Genomic DNA, 17,363 nt, shown 5'->3' on the forward strand with positions numbered 1-17,363 from the left:
AGGCGCTCAGTATAGCGTGGCTGCCGCCCGGCGAATACCGGCGGCGGGACGTATCACGGCCAAGCTGTTAGACTTTTCGCCCATGAGATTCGGCCTGGCCGCGGCAATGGCCCGTCGGCAAGGAGCCGTCCCCGATTTACGACAGTGAGAGGCACATGATGAGGAGAAGCGCATGAGCGAGGCGATCACTCGCGACATGATGGCGCAGCGGTTTCGCAGTTTTCTGCCGGTGGTGGTCGATCTGGAAACCGGCGGTTTCAACGCGGAGCGCGACGCCATTCTCGAAATCGCCGCCGTGACGCTGACCATGGACGCGGAGGGCAATCTGATGCCCGATGCGACCTACGCCTATCACGTGCAACCCTTCACGGGGGCCAACGTCGAGCAGTCGGCGCTGGACTTCACCGGCATCAAGCTCGACGACCCGCTACGTCAGCGCGTCGCCCTCTCCGAGGCAGAAGCGCTGGGCGAAATCTTCCGCCCGGTACGCAAGGCGATCAAGTCCTACGGCTGCACCCGCGCCGTGCTGGTGGGCCACAACGCCGCCTTCGATCACGGCTTCCTCAATGCCGCGGTCAATCGCTGCGGCATCAAGCGCAACCCCTTCCACCCCTTCTCCAGCTTCGACACCGCCAGCCTGTCGGGCCTGGTATACGGCCAGACGGTACTGGCTCGCGCGTGCCGCGCGGCGGGCATCCCCTTCGACAACCAGGAAGCCCACTCGGCGCGCTACGACACCGAGCGAACCGCGGAGCTGTTCTGCGCCATCGTCAACCGCTACAAGGATCTGGGCGGCTGGGCGTTGGCGCAGCGCGAGCAGGGCCTGGAAGATATCTAGGCAGAACGACGGTCAAGTCTCCGTCAGCGGCAAGTTCAGTGGCGAGTGCCGGTCTCCTGCTCCCAGCCGGCGGGCATGTCGAGATCGTCCTCGCCCGGCGAGCCGCCAACGCCAGGCTTGTCGAGGATCTGCACTGTGCTGGCATGCAGCCCTTTTTCGCCTTCGTCGGGTTCGAAGCGCACCCGGGTACCCACGGTCAGCCGGTCGAAGTCCCCGTGCAACACCGCGTTCTGGTGAAAGTAGAACTCCTCCCCGCTGAGGCTCTTGAGAAAGCCGTAGCCATCCTTCTCGAACAGACGCACCACGGTGGCCACCGGCGGGATCGGCTCGTCGTTGTGCTGCTTGACCTTGCCATCGCGCTTCGCCGTCTGCTTCTTGAGCTGCTTCTCCATCGCTTCGAAGGCATGGCGAATGATCGGGCGCAACTGAACCTGCGGATCGGTCACCTTGTCGCTCTTCTCGGCCACGAGTTCCCCCTTGGCTGGCAGGGAAACCTCGACCAGGGCACGATAGGGATTGCCCGTCCTGTGGGGGTTCTGCGTCTGTTCGATGGTGACGCGACAAGAGACGATGTCGCGGCTGAATTGCTCCAGCTTCTCCACCCGCGATCTGACGTATTCGTCGATCCATGCGGAGCGCGACACGTGCTGATAGGTAATTTCCAAGGGCGTCTGCATGTTACCTCCCTGCCGAACAAGGAAACCGCTACCGGTTCCTCGATGCCTGTCTCCATTTGGCCGTCAACCGCTAGCGTGGTAGCAGGCACGGGAGATTTCAATCGACTCCGTTCGACCATTTGGTTTCCCAACGTTACCTCACGCAACACAGGTCACTTCACCCTTGCCCGCCCCCAGGAAGGCACAAGGCCCGCGAACGAGCGTTCGCGGGCCTTGTGAGGGGCGGACGGGAGCGGGCTCAGGCGTCGCCACCCTCCTCCTTGGCCTTGGCACGTGCCGCCGCGTCCTTGATCAACTTCTCCAGCTCACCGCTCTGGTGCAGCTCGCCGACGATGTCGCAACCACCCACCAGCTCGCCCTCGACCCACAGCTGAGGGAAGGTAGGCCAGTTGGCATACTTCGGCAGCTCGGCGCGGATGTCCGGGTTGTCGAGCACGTTGACGAAGGCGAAACGCTCGCCGCAGGACATCAGGGCCTGGACCGTCTGGGCGGAAAAACCGCACTGGGGCAGCTGAGGTGTGCCCTTCATGTAGATCAGGATCGGGTTCTCGCTGATCTGGCGCTGGATGTTCTCGAGGGTAGTGCTCATGTGCGCTCCGTGTTGGATCGTGAATGCCGAGGCTGCCGGGCCGATACCCGAGTGCCGCACTCGGCCTTTCTCTCTTTGCCCTCATTCTACTGATGACGGGCGAATTGCGCATCCCCCGCCAGCTGGATAGGATGGTGGTTTTTTCGCGCGGAGAGTTCGCCATGGCGACACGCCATTTCCTGACCCTGCTGGACCTGAGCCCAGAAGAGCTGCACTACCTCATCCAGCGCGCCATCACGATCAAGAACCGCCTGCGTGCCCAGGGCCCGACCTATGCCCCGTTCACCAACCGCACGCTGGCGATGATCTTCGAGAAATCTTCGACGCGCACCCGGGTCTCGTTCGAGACGGCCATGGCCCACTTCGGCGGCCATGCGCTGTTCCTCTCGCCGCGGGATACTCAGCTCGGTCGCGGCGAGCCGATCGAGGATACGGCCCGAGTACTGGCGGAGATGGTCGACATCGTGATGATCCGCACCTTTTCCCATGCCGGCCTCGAGACCTATGCCGGCTCCAGCACGGTGCCGGTGATCAACGCGCTCTCCGACGACTACCATCCCTGCCAGCTGCTGGCCGACGTGATGACCTGGACCGAGCTGCGCGGCAGCGTGCGCGGACGTACGGCAGTATGGATCGGCGACGGCAACAATATGTGTCATTCCTGGATCAATGCCGCCCGCCAGTTCGACTTCCAACTGCGCGTTTGCTGCCCCGAGGGCTACGAGCCGCGCCAGGACATCCTCGAGGCCGCCGGCGATCGTATCACCCTGATGCGCGATCCAGACGAGGCCGTGGTTGGCGCCGATCTGGTCACCACCGACGTGTGGGCCTCGATGGGCCAGGAGGAGGAGCAAGCCAAGCGCGAGGCAGACTTCGCCGGCTTCCAGGTCAGCGAAGCCATGCTGGACCGCGCCAAGCCCGACGTACTGTTCCTGCATTGCCTGCCCGCGCATCGCGGCGAGGAAATCAGTGAGACGCTGCTCGACGACCCGCGTGCGGTGGTGTGGCAGGAAGCCGGCAATCGCCTGCATGCACAGAAGGCGCTGATCGAGTTTCTGCTGCTGGGTCGCGTCGACCATTGAGCCTGCGCATCGCCGGGTTCACTCCCCGGCGATGCAGACCGGCTCGTTCAGCTGCCGCTCCAGCTCCGCCAATGGCTGGGGGCGACCGAGCCAATACCCTTGAAAGGCGTGGCAGCCTTGCTCTTCCAGCCAGTCGTGATGGGCCTGGGTCTCCACCCCCTCGGCAATCACTTCCAATCCCAGGTTACGACCGAGATCGATGATCGAAGCGCAGATCACTCTGTTGACGTCATCTGCGAACAGCGGCCGCACGAAGGACTGGTCGATCTTGAGCTGATCGAGTGGTAGTCGATTCAGGTAACTGAGCGACGAGTAGCCTGTACCGAAGTCGTCCAGCGAGAAGCGCACCCCTAGCGCCTTGATGCGCAGCATGGTCTCGCGTACGGCATCGGGTTCGTCCATGAACAGGTTCTCGGTCAGCTCCAGCTTGAGACGCTCGGGGGACGCGCCAGACGCGGCTAGAATCGCTTCGAGGCGAGTCACGAAATCGGGCTGCTGGAATTGCATCGGACTGATGTTGACGGCCATGCCCAGGCCCGCGGTCCGCGTCTCACGGGCCCAGTCAGCGAGCTGATGACAGGCTTGCTCCAGTACCCAGTCACCGATCGTCACGATCAGGTAGCTCTCCTCGGCGATGGTAATGAAATCGCCAGGCGGTACCATGCCGTACTCAGGATGCTCCCAGCGCAGCAGCGCCTCGACCCCGGTCACGCGTGCATGCCGGTCGACCTGGATCTGGTAATGCAGCCGCAGTTGGTCGCGTGGCACCGCCTGGCGCAGCTCGCTCTCGAGCAGGGCTCGCCGCACCGCCACCGCCTGCATGGTTGGATCGAAGAACCGCCAGGTATTGCGGCCGGCATGCTTTGCCTGGTACATCGCCATCTCGGCCTGTTGTAGACAGGCTTCGGCATCGTCAGCGCCATCGCAAAGCAGCGTGATCCCGACGCTGCCCGACAGCAGATGGCGTCGCTTACCGAGCCAGCAGGGCTCGGCCACCATCCCCAACACGCGAGTCGCCAGCCTTTCTGCGCGCCGCGAAGCCGCCTCGATGGTGTCTCACAGGTCTTCGGCCAGGATTACGAATTCGTCGCCGCCGAGACGCGCCACCAGCTCGGCAGTGCCGCTGACGTCGACGAGACGACGGGACATGAGCCGCAGCAGATCGTCACCCGCTTGATGGCCGAGCGAGTCGTTGATGTGCTTGAAACCATCGAGGTCAATGAATACCAACGCACCCTGTCGCTCCTGTTGTTCGCCTGCCTGCAGGGCCTGGGCCAGCCGCTCCAGCAGCATGCGCCGATTGGGCAGGCCGGTGAGCGGATCATAGAAGGCCAGGCGATGGGCCTCCTGCTCGGCAGCTCGGCGCAGCGAAATATCGGTCAGCGTGGCGACATAGTGGCTGGGCTTGCCCATGTCATTCCTGACGGCACTGATGGTGAGCCACTGGGGGTAGATTTCGCCGTTCTGGCGACGGTTCCAGACCTCGCCTTGCCAGCTGCCCTGCTCATGAATGTTGCGCCACATGCCTCGGTAGAAGTCGGCATCGTGGCGACCCGAATTCAGTAGGCGCGGGTTCTTTCCCAAGACGTCTTCTGCCCGATACCCGGTGATTGCCTCGAACGTGGAATTGACCTTGCAAATGGCACCGCTGGCGTCGGTGATGAACATCCCCAAGTGAGTATCGAAGGCCAGCGCCGCAATATCGAGTTCCGCCTGCAGCGATTGATTCAGGTGATGCAGGCGCTTCTCGCTGGTCAAAAGCTCCGTCTCGGTACGCTTGAGACGCAGGTAGTGACGTAGCAGGACACCGCCGAGTACCGCCACGACCAGCCACCCGAGCATGAGCAGCACCACCTTGTCTCGCCAGCCGGCCAGGGCGTGCGACAGACTGTGCCCCACGACAACCGCGAACGGCAGCCCTTCGACCCGCCCCATGCCGAACAGCCTCCGCTCGCCGTCCAGCGGGGAGGCGATGATTGCCGCACGGCTGTCGTCACCTTGCAGCAGCTCGGCGACCTCCGGCGTCTCGATGCGCAAACCCAACGCCTGGGTAACGGAGACCCCTTCCAGTCCCGGTCGCCTGGCAATGAGGCGCAGCTCATCATCGAGAAAGGTAACGCTTTCCCCCGGTGCCAGCTGTATCGCTTGCAGTTCGTGAGCAAAGTAGAGCAGATCGAGATGGGCCGCAGCGACGCCGGTGAAGAGCCCCTCGGCATCGAACATGCGCCTCAGGTAGAGCATGCGATGCCCAGTCACGCCTGGGTTCCAGTAGACGGCGGACTTAACCTTTTCTTGATTCTGCAGAAAGCGCCTGATAAAGGCACGCTCCTCATTATCGACGCCGCTGAAGTCCTGTGCCCGAGTCGTGTAGAGCGGCACGCCGGTATGGCTGAGGATGCCCAGGCTTTCCAGAAACGGAAGGCTTCGCTGACGCTGCGCCAGGAGACTGGCAAAGGCGTTGGAAAGGGAGTTCTCACTCTCCGCGTCCAGAGATAGGCTAAAGAGATTGGCCAGCCCACTCAGAGTGTCGTCGGTCCTGGTAAAGGCGGACGATGCCCATTCGGCGATTAGCTCAGCATGTGCCAGGGCATTGTCACGCTCTGCCGCCAATTCGTGATCATGTCGGTCTTTCAGGACCCACATCATCAGAGCCAGCAGACTCACCATCACGACGCCGTACAGGAGCGAGGCCTGGCAGGCCAGCGAGCCTATGAACGGCAGCCGCTCCTGACCTGTTCCACGAGACATTATCCAGCGTCCTCGTCGTATACGGTAGATGATGGGATTGCCGACGGTGGGCAGCCTAAGGGCTCTCAGCTTCCTGATGCAGCAGCAGCTCGACTCGACGATTGGCGGCACGCCCCTCAGGGGTTTCGTTGCTGCCCAATGGGCGCGTCTCGGCATAGCCCACCGCCCGCAGCCGCTCGGCCGGTACGCCCAGCTCGGCCAGATAGCGCAATACGGCGATGGCCCGTCCGGAGGAGAGTTCCCAGTTCGACGGGAAGCGGAAACTGGCAATGGGGATGCTGTCGGTGTGCCCTTCCACGGAGATGTCCCCCTCGAATGACACGAGCACTTCGCGCAACCGGCCCAGCACTTCACGTCCCTGCCCCGTGAGAATGGCCTGACCGCTGTCGAACAGCAGGTTGTCGTCGATACGCAGGGTAATGCCTTGCTGGTCCTCCAGCACGCTCACCCCTTCGATCTCGAGCCCGGGGAAGCGCGGCTCAATACCATCGTGGCGCGGCAGAAGCCCCGCCCCGGCCACCATGCGGGCGGCAGCTTCGGCCTGAGGCGAAACTACGGCGGTCACTTCGCCGCCATGCTGGCTACCCTTTATCGCCAGGCCGTTGCCGGCCAGCGAGAGCAGCAGCACGAACAATGTGATGAGCAGCGTCAGCACGTCCAGATAGCTCACCAGCCAGCCTTCGCCCTCCGCCGCATCGACGGCGGGCGGCTGCAACATGTCACGCGTGCTGCGATCAAGCATTCTGTGCCTGTCCGTCTGGGTCGTCGCGCTTGGCCACTTCCGGGTCGCGAATCTCGTCGTGATAGTTGACGACGAAGGAGTGCAGGGTTTCTTCGATGAACGAGGGCAGACGACGCTTGGTGATCAGTGAAATGCCTTCGAGCACCATGTTCATGGCGATCAGGCGCTCCTCGGTACGCCGCTCTAGCTTCACGGCGATGGGCTTGAACACGAGGTTGGCCAGCAGAATGCCGTAGAAGGTCGTCAGCAGGGCCACGGCCATCCGCGGGCCGATGACGTGCAAGTCGCCCGACTCCATCACTTCGAGCATGTTGACCAGCCCGACCAGGGTGCCAATCATGCCGAAGGCCGGCGCATAGGTGGCCATGGTGCGAAAGATCTGGGCTTCGGCGTGCTCGCGCGCCTTGAGCCGGGCGATGCGCCAGCGCAGCAGGTCGAAGATCTCCTCCTCCTTGGTATTGGCGATGACCAGTTGGATGCCGGTGCGCAGGAAGGGATTGCGTGCCTTCTCCAGGGCCGCCTCGACTGCCCGCACGTCGCCCTTGAACCACAGCCGCGAGATGTCCACCAGCTCCTTGATGTCGTCGCGCATGTAGGTGTTCTCCCGGCGGAACACCAGGCCCACCAGGCGCACCACACGCAGCACCTCCCGCAGTGGATAGCTGATGAAGGTAGCCGCCATGGTCCCGGCCAGTACGATGGCTAGGCCCGGCAGGTTGATGAAGCTCTGCGGCGACTCGGCGGTAAAGAACAGCACGCTGACCAGCAGAACGATGCTGGCGAACATACCGATGATGGTAGACGGGTTCATGCAAGCTCCTGAAAATACGGGGCGAGTCTAGGGAAAGATATCGGCCGTGGGCATAGGCACTTTAGCCGAAATCGGAAAATGCCTGCAGTCAGTTGATCCAGGTCAATCTTTCCGCAAGACGCTAAAGTTTCCTCGATAACGGCCGATACGACAGTCATGAGATCCTTGTCGGCAACAGGTCCTGCGGTCAGGCCTGTCATGGAGGATGGTGCAGGCCACTGGCCTGCGCCTTGCCAGCGAGCGATTCCGGCGGCGACCAAGCCGCGCCGGGGAACCATCCGTTGGCCAACCGCGGCCAAACAGGAGTAGTCATGCCACGATGCGCCGAGAAGGAAGGACATTGCGAACGCTGCGAGGGGCCGCTGCCGTTCGCGTTCACCATGGCCTTCCAACCGATCGTCGACCTCGCCTCGGCCCGCATCACCACTTACGAAGCACTGGTGAGAGGGCCGGCCGGCGAGTCGGCAGCCAGCATTCTGGCCCAGGTCACCCCCCGGCTGCTCTATCGCTTCGACCAGGCGTGTCGCATCCGTGCCATCGAACTTGCCAGTCGTCTCGGCATGCGCGAGACCCTGTCGATCAACTTTCTGCCCAACGCGGTTTACGAACCGATGGCCTGTATCCAGGCAACGCTGGCGATTTCCGAGCAGGTCGGCTGGCCGCTTCAGCGGCTGATATTCGAGGTGACCGAAAGCGAGAGGGTGCAGGACCAGCAGCATCTGCGCAGCATCATCGAGGCCTACCGCAAAACGGGCTTCCTGACCGCCCTGGATGACTTCGGCAACGGTTTCGCCAACCTCGACCTGCTGGTCGAGCTGCACCCCGACCGACTCAAGATCGATCGCACCCTGGTGATGAACTGCGAAAGCGACACCCGCCGTCAAGCCATCCTGCGTGCCATCGTCAACCTCGCCGGGGAGCTGGATATCGGCCTGGTGGCCGAAGGCGTCGAGACGCAGGCGGAAGCGTTGTGGCTGGCCCGCAGCGGCATTTTCCAGCAGCAAGGCTTCTTCTTTGCCCGCCCCGGCCTCGAAAGCCTGACCCATGGCCTCGAGCCGACGCTCGTGGCATTGCAACGGGCTGTCTAGCACAAACGATTCGATCACGAGCCTATCAGCCACCATTGAGAATGTCCGAGTGCATCACACTCAGCACGGAGCCAAGCAGCATGCCTGAGCAAAGGGACACCGATCCTTTCACCGTCGCTCTCCACCCGATCCACGACGCCAGCCATCATCACGTTGCGGATCGTCTGGTCTATACCCGGCACACCGATACCGAAGCCGAGGACGTCATGGCCGCCACGGCCAGGGCGCTGGCCAGTGCCGTCTACGAACTCGGCGACGGCGGCCTGCTGGGCGACAGGACGCTGTTCGTCGACCTGCCCCTGGAGTGGCTGGAGCGCCCCGAACTGCTGCCGACGCCGGCACCACGCCTGGCGCTTGGCATTGCCGAGACGCACACGGTCGATGCCGAGCTGCTCGTACGCCTTGATGATATCCGTGAGCGCGGCTACCGGGTCATCGTCCCGTCACGCCTGTTCAAGCAGGACCCGGAAGCGATGCTCGAGCGCTGCGACATCATCGTGCTCTCTTCACCCCAGGATCTCGCCGACGAGACCCTGGAGCGACTTCCCGGGCGCAACATCAAGCTGCTGGTCGAAAATCTCGACAGCCGCGACGAGCTGGAGCGCTACCAGGCGATGGGCTGCGACTACTATCATGGCCGCTACCTCGCCAAACCCAGCTTCATTGCCTCGGCCCCACGGGGTCGTCACGGCAATCGTGCCGCGCAGATCCGCCTGATCCGCGCCCTCTACGAGGACAACCACGACCTCAACCGCCTTCACGAGCTGGTCGTGCAGGTGCCCCACCTGCACGTGGCCATCCTGCGTCGGGCCAACTCGAGCTACTTCCATCGTGGCGGCAAGGAGGTCGATCTGCACCGCGCGGTACAGCTGCTGGGCCTGATCGAACTTCGCCGGCTGATCCTGACCCTGACGCTCGCCAGCCTGCAGCCCACATCGCGTATCGTACTGCGCATGGCGCTGATCCGCGCCTTCATGTGCCGCAACCTGGCGGCCCCCTTTCCTGCCCTCGACCCCGAGGATGCCTTCACCACCGGCCTGTTCTCGATGATGGATGCGCTGCTGGAGGAGGACCGCAACACTCTGCTCGAGCACTTGCCGCTGGGGCAGCCGATCATCGACGCCCTGCGACACCGGGCCGGCCCCCTGGGCGCCGTGCTGACACTGTGCGAGAACCACGAGCGTCAGGTCGAGGAAGCCATCGACGACGTGCCGGCCGACCGGCTCCATGCTTGCTACATGAACGCCCTGGGAAGCACCAAGGCGCTGATGGAAAATCTTTAACCGTGATCGGTCAGGCGCGCCCGGAGCCGGCTCACCGCCTGACTGTGCAGTTGGCATACCCGCGACTCGGTCACGCCGAGTACGACGCCGATCTCCTTGAGGTTGAGCTCCTCCTGGTAGTACAGCGCCATCAGCAGCTTCTCGCGCTCGGGAAGCGCTTCGATCCCCTCGGCCAGCTGCTGGCGCTTCTCTTCGTCGATGAGCATGCGGTAGGGCGTGTCGATCGAGGCATCTTCGATCCCGGGCTCGATGCCCTCGGCCATCAACGCCTCGAAGGGCAGCAGGTGCCCGCTGTTGGTATCGCTGAGCAACTGGCGATACTCCTCCAGGCCCATGTCGAGTTCGGCGGCGATCTCGGTTTCCTCGGCCGGCCGGCCCAGCGTCTGCTCCAGACGCCGTACTGCCTCGTCGACGGCTCGGGCGTTGCGTCTCACGCTGCGCGGCAGCCAGTCCCGACTGCGCAACTCATCGAGCATGGCGCCGCGAATACGCTGGCTGGCGAAAGTGGCAAAGCTGGCTCCCTGGCCCGCATCGAAGCGCCCCAAGGCCTCGAGCAGTCCCACCGTGCCGGCCTGGATCAGGTCGTCGAGCTCGATGCTCGACGGTAGCCGAACCTGCATGGAGAGCGCCTGACGCCTAACCAACGGCAGGTACTCCTCCAGCAGGTCTGCCTGTTCGATCTTGCCTCGTGCTGTGTACATGCGCTTGCTCTCACGGCTGACAATTCCCTCGGGCGTCGATTCACGCCCGATGGATCAGGGACGTTGCAGGGATTGGTGGTTGACGATCACCTGCAGCCCCTGCAGGGTCGCGGCGCGCTGCCGGCGATCCTGCAGTGAAAACTGAAAATGCAGTGGCGTGTCGGCCGGCAGGCCCGCCAAGTCATCGGTCTGGCCACGCGACGCCGGCAAGCGTGTGCAGCCTCCTGGATGACACAACCAGGCATTCACCACGCTGCCGGCCGGCGGCTGGAACTGCCAACCGACCCGTCCCATGACCTGACCACTGGCCAGCTCGGGCGACGGTGGCAGCAACACTGCGGACGACATCGGCCGATCGGCCGTGACGACCGGCAGCGAGGGAGCAGTGGCCACCCAACTGCCACTGGCATACGCGCCTCCCATCCACCCACAGAGGACCACTGCCGCCAACCAGCGATGCGCTCGAACCATCATCTCGCCAATACCAACAGTTCGATGCCGAAATAAGCCTCCGCGACATACTGTAGATTGGTCAATAGACCCTGGCGCCCCACTCCTGGCGGATGCACGGCGATCAAACGCCGCGGCCCACCCTGCTCGTCGATCTGCTTGAGCAGACGGTAGCCGCGACGAAAGGCTTCGAGATCGTCATCTACCCACAGCGCCCACTGCGACTGCTGGGTCGCCAGCACTGGCAGATGCGGGCTGCTGATGGGCAGCGCCACGATGCGCCATGCGCGTGGATCCCCCACCCAACGTCGTCCCTCGCTGGCCCAGCTTTGCAGCAGCTCGGTGACTCTGGCGGTGTGCCGTTCGGCGGTTCCCGGCAGGCCCAGCACCATCAGCGTCACCGCACTACCAGTGTCAGGGACTCTGTTGCCGGTGTCAGTGGCTCTATGTGTCGATACGCGAGCGGTACTTGCCGGTTTGGCCGGCGCCCTTGCCGTGCCGTTGCCCCCGGCGGCTGCCAACTCGACCAGCGTCTCGGCCACATGTGCCGGGCAATCCTGTGCCTCCCCGTTCGCCCATTGGCGCAGCCCAGCGGCCTGGTCCCATCCCATCTAGCCTGTCTCCCTTTCACCGAGACCCAGGTGGCGAATGGCATCGCGCACCATGAAGAGTTGTACCAACGACTCGAGCAGCGCGACATCGCGCCGCCGGCGACGCCCCCCGCCGAGCCCCAGCAATTCCGCTCGCAGATCCATCGCCGCTACGTCCTCGGCAAGATCCAGGTGCGCTGCCACCGTGGCCAGGCCACTGGCCATCAGCAGGCGCAGGTCGGCGCGCAGCTCACCCAATTCGGCTGGATCCAGGCGCTGCCACGCACGTCGGGCGAGCTGCGGCAGTACGTCGCCCTGCAGCAGGGTCAACAAGAGCGGCCGGGGCTCGCGCTTCAGCCGCAACGGCACTATCCAGTAGCGTTTCGCCAGCACCTTGCCACTCTCTTCATCACGCACCTCACCGAACCAGGCCTGCGCGTCGAGGCTCTGTTGGTCGCGCCGGGCTCCCTTGAACACCACGCCGACGGGAAGCGTAGCGAGACCGAGGCGTGCTGCAGCACCGCGGAATCGGCAGCGCACGTCGCCAACGGCGTCGCCTATGCCACTGAGCGACGCCAGGGAACGCCGCTCGCCGCCAAATTCGACACGCTGGCTGCCGCGTACCTGACTGCACCAGCTCAGTCCACGTTTCTGTAGCCAGTCTCCCGCGTCGCTGTCGGGCAGCCCATTCAACAGATGCACGCCGACCCCGTATTGCTCCAGCATCTCTGCCAGGCGTGCCTGCTGGCCCGCCACTTGGCGATGCTGCAGCAACGGCAGCGCCAGCCAGGTACCCTCGGGACTGAGCGCCACGTCCGGCATCGACCAGCTCTCGCCCGGTACGCGACGGCGTTCACTCCACAGCATGCCGAGTGCCTGATCGCCCTGAGGGTAATCGGCCAACAGTCGCTCCAGGCGCTGCTGCTGGACGGAGGCTGGCATTCCCAACAGGTTCCACACCTCTTCGAAGCGCTCGAAGCCGGGCAGACGCTGGCGTAGCGCCTGCAGTACTGAAGCCAGGCGGCGGCCTTGTCCCAACAGGTTGCCTGAACTACGCACGGCCGCTTCCGGCATCTGACGGGCCGGAGACCTGGTGGACGGCGTGCGATCGGCAAGGGCATCGGCGATCAAGGCTTCGGGTTCGGCGAGCGCCATGTCCTCCGGAACGCGTTGGCCATGGGAGACAAAAAGCAGACGCAAACCGTGACGCATGACGATATCGAGCACAGGCGCCAACCGCCCTGCCTCGTCCTGCTTGGTGATGATGCAATCGGTGAGCTCGCCACCGGCGGCCTGAGCGGCCTGCCGATAGCGCACCACGACCTCCTCGAGGGTCTCGGGCTGGCTGGCAGCGTTGAGCAGCAGTACCAGGCGCACGGGCGAATCGCCTCCGTGCAAGTGGCTGACCTGCTCGATCACGCGGTGATCGCGCTGGCTCATGCCGACCGTGTCGATGATGATCCAGGACTTGCCTTTCATGCGCCCCAGCAGCTCCGACACCGGCTGGTCGGCGTTGAGGGCATACATCGGCACGTCGAGCAGGCGTGAGTAGATTCGCAACTGCTCGTGGGCACCGATACGGAAGCTGTCGGTCGTCACCAGTGCCACCGGTCGGGTGCCGTGACGCATGACATAGCGCGCTGCCAGCTTGGCTGTAGTCGTGGTCTTGCCTACCCCGGTGGGCCCGATCAGTGCCACGATCCCGGTGCGATCCATGAAGGCGGCCTCATCGTCCAGGCCACCGAGTCGCTTGACCAGCTGTCGCGCCAGCCATGCCAAGGCACGCTCGTCGACTGCCCCGGCCAGCGCCAGCTCCTCGGGCAGTGCCGCGACAACCTCGTCGGCCAGCGCCTGGCTGAAACCGGTCTCCAGCATCGTGCCGATGAGCTGCTCGCCAAGCGTACGCGTCGAGTCAGACGGGTCACGCTCGCGTGACAGCAGGGCACGCATGTCCCGCATCTCTTCGAGCAGCCTTGCACTCATGGCCTCGAAGGCCTGGGCGGGATCGGGGCTTGCCGGGGTGGCAGGCGCCGCCACTGGCGGGCGACTCGGCTCCACGGAACGAGGTGCGGATTCGCCGACATTGGCCTCGCCCTGCGTGGCCGCCGACTCGGCCATCGCCAGAATCTCGACGCCATGCTCGGTCTGTCGGTTGGCCAGGATCAGGGCCTCGTCACCCAGGGCCGCGCGTACCTGACGCATGGCCTCGCGACTGTTGCCCCCCACGAAACGCATGACACTCATTGCTTATCGACCTCCCACCAGCGTCACGATGCGCAGCGTCCGATCATCAGGTATTTCCGCCTGCGACATGACCACCAGGTGGCGCATGCGCCGACGCAGGAAACGAGCCAGTAGCGGACGCAGGCTATGCTGCACCACCAGCACCGGTGGCTCGCCGCTCGCCTCATGCCGCTCGACGGCTTGCTCGGTCTGGCTCATCAGTGTCTCGGCCAACCCTGGCTCGAGCGCCCCATTGCCGTTCATGGCTTGCATCAGGACCTGCTCGAGCTGGGCATCCAGGCCGATCACGTTCAGCGTATCGCGTCCAGGGAACCATTGCTGAGTAATCGCGCGTCCCAGCATGATCCGAACCAGTGCTGTCAGCTCGTTGGCATCCTGTTGCTGAGGTGCATACTCTGCCAGGGTATCGAGGATGGTACGCATGTCGCGAATGGAGACATCTTCGTCGAGCAGGTTCTGCAGGATACGCTGGAGTACGGTCAGGCTGATGGCTTTGGGCACCACGTCCTCGACCAGCGACTTCTGCTCCTCGCCCAGCTTGTCGAGCAGCTTCTGGACCTCCTGGCGTCCCAGCATTTCGGCCGCGTGACGATGCAGCAGGTGGTTGAGGTGCGTGGCGATCACGGTGCCGGCGTCGACTACGGTATAGCCGTAGACTTGGGCGTGCTCGCGCTGTCCTCCATCGATCCACACCGCCGGCAGGCCGAAGGCCGGATCGGACGTCGGCGTGCCCTGCAGCTGGCCAGTGACCTGTCCCGGATCGATGGCGAGCCACTGTCCGGGGAAGGCCTCGGCCCGGCCGATCTCAGCGCCTTTCAGCGTGATCACGTAGGTGTTGGCACCCAGTTCCAGATTGTCGCGAATATGCACCACGGCGGGCAGAAAGCCGACTTCCTGGGCGAATTTCTTGCGCACGCTCTTGATGCGGCCCAGCAGTTCGCCATCCTGGCGCTGGTCGACCAGCGGAATCAAGCGATGCCCGACCTCGAGCCCCAGGGTATCCACCAGCTGGACGTCCGACCAGCTGGCCTCGGGCGTTTCGGGCGCCGGCGGCGGCTCGGCCTTGAGTTCCTCCGCCACCAGGCGCTGCTCCTGCTGGCGAGTGAGCATCCAGGCCAGGCCAGCCAGGAGCCCGGTGAAGATCAGAAACACCATGTTGGGCATGCCCGGCACCAGGCCAAGCAGCCCCATGACCAGCGCTGCCAACACCATGACCTGAGGATTGACGAACAGCTGGCCGATCATCTGCTGGCCGACGTCCTGCTCGGTATTGACGCGCGACACGGTCACGCCGGCGGCCGTGGAGATCACCAGTGCAGGAATCTGGGCGACCAGACCGTCACCGATGGTCATCAGCACATAGGTCCGGGCGGCATCGCCGAAGCCCATGTCGTGCTGGAGCATGCCGATCAGCAGGCCGCCGATGACGTTGACCACCATGATCACCAGGCCGGCCATGGCATCGCCACGCACGAACTTGCTGGCACCGTCCATGGAGCCGTAGAAATCGGCCTCCTGGGCAACCTCGGCGCGACGCGTGCGAGCATCTTCCTCACCGATCAGACCGGCGTTGAGGTCGGCATCGATGGCCATCTGCTTGCCCGGCATGGCATCGAGCATGAAGCGCGCGCCCACCTCGGCAATGCGCCCGGCCCCCTTGGTGATGACCATGAAGTTGATGATGACCAGGATCAGGAAGACCACCAGGCCCACGGCGAAATTGCCGCCGATGAGGAACTCACCGAAGGCTTCGATCACCTTGCCCGCCGAATCACCGCCCTGGTGGCCTTCCATCAGGATCACCCGTGTGGAAGCAACGTTCAGCGATAGACGCAACAAGGTGGTGAACAACAGCACTGCAGGAAAGGCGGCAAAATCCAACGGCTTCTGGGTGAACATGCTGACCAGCAGCACCATCACCGCCAAGGCAATATTGAAGGTGAACAGCAGATCCAGCGCGAACGGCGGCAGCGGCACGATCATCATGCCGAGGATCATGATGATCAGGATCGGGCCGGCCAGCAGCTTCATGCGGACATCGCCCACCCAGTCGCGTCGCCCCATGAACTGGCTGAGGGATTTCATCGGCGTGCTCCGCCAGGCTCGAACGGCCCTGGTTCAGTAGTGCCATCGCCCGCATCGCCGGCGGGTACCGCCAGGCTCTCCGGTATCGGCAAGTTCACGGGTGTAGGCGGCACCTCTCCCCCCTCTTTTGATACGTGCTTGAGGCGGAAAGCCCAAGCCAGGACTTCCGCCACGGCGGTATAAAGATCCAGCGGTATTTCTCGCTCTAGGTCAACGTGACGGTATAGGGCGCGAGCCAGCGGCGGTGCCTGCAACAGCGGCACTCCGGCCTCCTGGCCGAGCTCACGAATGCGCGCTGCGACCATGTCGGTACCCTTAGCCACCACCCTGGGAGCCCCCATGCGAGCCTCATCGTACTGCAGGGCCACGGCATAATGGGTCGGGTTGGTGATGATCACGTCGGCCTCCGGTACCTTGCTCATCATGCGGTTTCGCGCCATCGCCTGCTGCTGGGAGCGAATGCGCGCCTTGACGTGCGGGTCACCTTCCGACTCCTTGTGCTCGCGCTTGACCTCTTCCTTCGACATGCGCATCTTCTTGGCATGGCTGTAGAGCTGGTAGGGCACGTCGATCAGGATGACGACCAGCAGCGTCAGCACCATCAGGCCGCAAGCCTCGGCGGCCATCATCAGCGCCCGTGCCAATGCCTGGGTGGTCGGCTGATCCATCAGCGACAGATATTCCCCACGCTTGTAGTACAGGTACGCCATGCCGACCCCACCGATGAGCACCGACTTGGCCACCGCCTTGAACAGCTCGATCAGCGCCTGGGTGCCGAACATGCGCTTCAGCCCCTTGAACGGGTTGAGCTTCGACAGCTGGGGCTGGAGCGACTTGGCCGAGATCAACCAGCCGCCCAGCAGGGCCGGCGCCACCAGCGCCACCAGCGTGAGCAATAGAAACAGCGGCAACATGGTCCACAGCGTGCGGCTTCCCAGATCGAGCACATTGCTCAGCATGGGGCCGGTCTCGAAGGCTTGGCGGCGCTCGAACAGAAAGGCCTGTTCCATCACCAGCCCCAATTGATCGTAGAGCATCGTGCCCATCGACCACATTCCCACCACGCCACCCAACAGCAGCATGAAGGTGGTCAGCTCCCGTGAACGGGCAACCTGACCCTCCTCGCGCGCCTTTTCCAGGCGCCGTGGCGTGGCCTCTTCGGTCTTTTCCTGATCGCTGCTCTCGTCGGCCATGGCACCCGCACACTTTTCCGCACGGTGGCCATTGTGGCGTCAACGGCAGGCTGGCGATACGCCAAAAAGCGCCGATGATCGTGGCTTTATCGGCCACGACCCTCGGCGCCTATGAAGATGGGAAGCTTGAAATAGGTGGCTTAAGGACTATTCATGTCTATGCGAACGCTGAGCAAATTGCCGAGCGAGATGAAGCGCAAGGCGCGCGGCGCACAGGAACCGGAGCATATGGGGTATATGTG

15 protein-coding genes and 1 pseudogene are annotated in these 17,363 nt (G+C 63.8%); 4 read left to right on the forward strand and 12 right to left on the reverse strand.

Going from position 1 to position 17,363, the window contains the following annotated elements; all coding sequences use genetic code 11:
• The first annotated feature begins 172 nt into the window (after positions 1-172).
• Positions 173-838 carry a ribonuclease T gene (rnt, locus tag HNO53_RS12405; protein WP_209472491.1) on the forward strand — a complete coding sequence of 222 codons (666 nt, stop codon included), beginning with the start codon at positions 173-175 and terminating at the stop codon, positions 836-838.
• Positions 839-873: 35 nt separating this feature from the next.
• Here rnt and HNO53_RS12410 read toward each other — a convergent pair whose 3' ends face one another.
• Both HNO53_RS12410 and grxD read right to left on the reverse strand, forming a co-directional pair.
• Positions 874-1,515, reverse strand: a complete 642-nt coding sequence (locus tag HNO53_RS12410) for an HPF/RaiA family ribosome-associated protein (RefSeq protein WP_209472493.1) — start codon at positions 1,513-1,515, stop codon at positions 874-876.
• A gap of 238 nt (positions 1,516-1,753) precedes the next feature.
• A complete protein-coding gene (grxD, locus tag HNO53_RS12415; RefSeq protein ID WP_209472495.1) occupies positions 1,754-2,104 on the reverse strand; it encodes a Grx4 family monothiol glutaredoxin in 351 nt (116 codons plus the stop codon).
• 161 nt (positions 2,105-2,265) lie between these two features.
• Between grxD and argF the strand changes: the two genes are divergently transcribed.
• Positions 2,266-3,186 carry an ornithine carbamoyltransferase gene (gene argF, locus HNO53_RS12420; protein ID WP_209472497.1) on the forward strand — a complete coding sequence of 307 codons (921 nt, stop codon included), beginning with the start codon at positions 2,266-2,268 and terminating at the stop codon, positions 3,184-3,186.
• An 18-nt stretch (positions 3,187-3,204) separates the two neighbouring features.
• Here argF and HNO53_RS12425 read toward each other — a convergent pair whose 3' ends face one another.
• From HNO53_RS12425 to HNO53_RS12440, 4 genes and pseudogenes are all read right to left on the reverse strand, one after another.
• Complete coding sequence (locus tag HNO53_RS12425; RefSeq protein WP_338034810.1) at positions 3,205-4,068, reverse strand: putative bifunctional diguanylate cyclase/phosphodiesterase; 864 nt, start codon at positions 4,066-4,068, stop codon at positions 3,205-3,207.
• Positions 4,045-6,090, reverse strand: a pseudogene (locus tag HNO53_RS21645) (bifunctional diguanylate cyclase/phosphodiesterase); the annotation flags it as partial. The pseudogene HNO53_RS21645 and the gene HNO53_RS12425, both read right to left, overlap by 24 nt.
• Entirely contained in the window at positions 5,990-6,676 is a 687-nt protein-coding gene (locus HNO53_RS12435; protein WP_209472503.1) for an OmpA/MotB family protein, read from the reverse strand. The pseudogene HNO53_RS21645 and the gene HNO53_RS12435, both read right to left, overlap by 101 nt.
• Positions 6,669-7,487 (reverse strand): motility protein A, encoded by an 819-nt coding sequence (locus HNO53_RS12440; RefSeq protein ID WP_209472505.1) that lies wholly within the window; start codon positions 7,485-7,487, stop codon positions 6,669-6,671. Before HNO53_RS12440 ends, HNO53_RS12435 begins: the two co-directional genes overlap by 8 nt.
• A gap of 311 nt (positions 7,488-7,798) precedes the next feature.
• Between HNO53_RS12440 and HNO53_RS12445 the strand changes: the two genes are divergently transcribed.
• Both HNO53_RS12445 and HNO53_RS12450 read left to right on the forward strand, forming a co-directional pair.
• Positions 7,799-8,575 carry an EAL domain-containing protein gene (locus HNO53_RS12445; RefSeq protein WP_209472507.1) on the forward strand — a complete coding sequence of 259 codons (777 nt, stop codon included), beginning with the start codon at positions 7,799-7,801 and terminating at the stop codon, positions 8,573-8,575.
• A gap of 80 nt (positions 8,576-8,655) precedes the next feature.
• Entirely contained in the window at positions 8,656-9,858 is a 1,203-nt protein-coding gene (locus HNO53_RS12450) for an EAL and HDOD domain-containing protein (RefSeq protein WP_209472509.1), read from the forward strand.
• Here the strand turns inward: HNO53_RS12450 and HNO53_RS12455 are convergent.
• From HNO53_RS12455 to flhB, 6 genes are all read right to left on the reverse strand, one after another.
• Positions 9,855-10,559, reverse strand: a complete 705-nt coding sequence (locus HNO53_RS12455; protein ID WP_209472511.1) for an RNA polymerase sigma factor FliA — start codon at positions 10,557-10,559, stop codon at positions 9,855-9,857. The two genes, HNO53_RS12450 and HNO53_RS12455, sit on opposite strands and share 4 nt — an antisense overlap.
• A gap of 54 nt (positions 10,560-10,613) precedes the next feature.
• Positions 10,614-10,952, reverse strand: coding sequence for a flagellar protein FlhE (locus HNO53_RS12460; protein WP_209472513.1), 339 nt, complete (start codon positions 10,950-10,952; stop codon positions 10,614-10,616).
• A gap of 77 nt (positions 10,953-11,029) precedes the next feature.
• Positions 11,030-11,620, reverse strand: coding sequence for a hypothetical protein (locus HNO53_RS12465; RefSeq protein WP_209472515.1), 591 nt, complete (start codon positions 11,618-11,620; stop codon positions 11,030-11,032).
• On the reverse strand, positions 11,621-13,834 hold the full coding sequence (flhF, locus tag HNO53_RS12470; RefSeq protein WP_209478630.1) for a flagellar biosynthesis GTPase FlhF: 2,214 nt from the start codon (positions 13,832-13,834) through the stop codon (positions 11,621-11,623).
• A 12-nt stretch (positions 13,835-13,846) separates the two neighbouring features.
• On the reverse strand, positions 13,847-15,928 hold the full coding sequence (gene flhA, locus HNO53_RS12475) for a flagellar biosynthesis protein FlhA (RefSeq protein WP_209472517.1): 2,082 nt from the start codon (positions 15,926-15,928) through the stop codon (positions 13,847-13,849).
• Positions 15,925-17,121 carry a flagellar biosynthesis protein FlhB gene (gene flhB, locus HNO53_RS12480; protein ID WP_209472519.1) on the reverse strand — a complete coding sequence of 399 codons (1,197 nt, stop codon included), beginning with the start codon at positions 17,119-17,121 and terminating at the stop codon, positions 15,925-15,927. The genes flhA and flhB overlap by 4 nt, the downstream gene beginning before the upstream one ends.
• Positions 17,122-17,363: the final 242 nt, after the last annotated feature.

It is taken from the genome of Billgrantia antri (assembly GCF_017868935.1).
GTDB lineage: Bacteria > Pseudomonadota > Gammaproteobacteria > Pseudomonadales > Halomonadaceae > Halomonas > Halomonas antri.

What these genes read in the sequence shown, in the direction of transcription:
- HNO53_RS12455 (WP_209472511.1), bottom strand. Translation starts at nt 10,559, where the DNA reads ATGTACACAGCACGAGGCAAGATCGAACAGGCAGACCTGCTGGAGGAG.
- flhB (WP_209472519.1), bottom strand. Translation starts at nt 17,121, where the DNA reads ATGGCCGACGAGAGCAGCGATCAGGAAAAGACCGAAGAGGCCACGCCA.
- HNO53_RS12465 (WP_209472515.1), bottom strand. Translation starts at nt 11,620, where the DNA reads ATGGGATGGGACCAGGCCGCTGGGCTGCGCCAATGGGCGAACGGGGAG.
- argF (WP_209472497.1), top strand. Translation starts at nt 2,266, where the DNA reads ATGGCGACACGCCATTTCCTGACCCTGCTGGACCTGAGCCCAGAAGAG.
- HNO53_RS12450 (WP_209472509.1), top strand. Translation starts at nt 8,656, where the DNA reads ATGCCTGAGCAAAGGGACACCGATCCTTTCACCGTCGCTCTCCACCCG.
- HNO53_RS12445 (WP_209472507.1), top strand. Translation starts at nt 7,799, where the DNA reads ATGCCACGATGCGCCGAGAAGGAAGGACATTGCGAACGCTGCGAGGGG.
- HNO53_RS12435 (WP_209472503.1), bottom strand. Translation starts at nt 6,676, where the DNA reads ATGCTTGATCGCAGCACGCGTGACATGTTGCAGCCGCCCGCCGTCGAT.
- flhA (WP_209472517.1), bottom strand. Translation starts at nt 15,928, where the DNA reads ATGAAATCCCTCAGCCAGTTCATGGGGCGACGCGACTGGGTGGGCGAT.
- HNO53_RS12425 (WP_338034810.1), bottom strand. Translation starts at nt 4,068, where the DNA reads ATGGCGATGTACCAGGCAAAGCATGCCGGCCGCAATACCTGGCGGTTC.
- grxD (WP_209472495.1), bottom strand. Translation starts at nt 2,104, where the DNA reads ATGAGCACTACCCTCGAGAACATCCAGCGCCAGATCAGCGAGAACCCG.
- HNO53_RS12410 (WP_209472493.1), bottom strand. Translation starts at nt 1,515, where the DNA reads ATGCAGACGCCCTTGGAAATTACCTATCAGCACGTGTCGCGCTCCGCA.
- rnt (WP_209472491.1), top strand. Translation starts at nt 173, where the DNA reads ATGAGCGAGGCGATCACTCGCGACATGATGGCGCAGCGGTTTCGCAGT.
- flhF (WP_209478630.1), bottom strand. Translation starts at nt 13,834, where the DNA reads ATGCGTTTCGTGGGGGGCAACAGTCGCGAGGCCATGCGTCAGGTACGC.
- HNO53_RS12440 (WP_209472505.1), bottom strand. Translation starts at nt 7,487, where the DNA reads ATGAACCCGTCTACCATCATCGGTATGTTCGCCAGCATCGTTCTGCTG.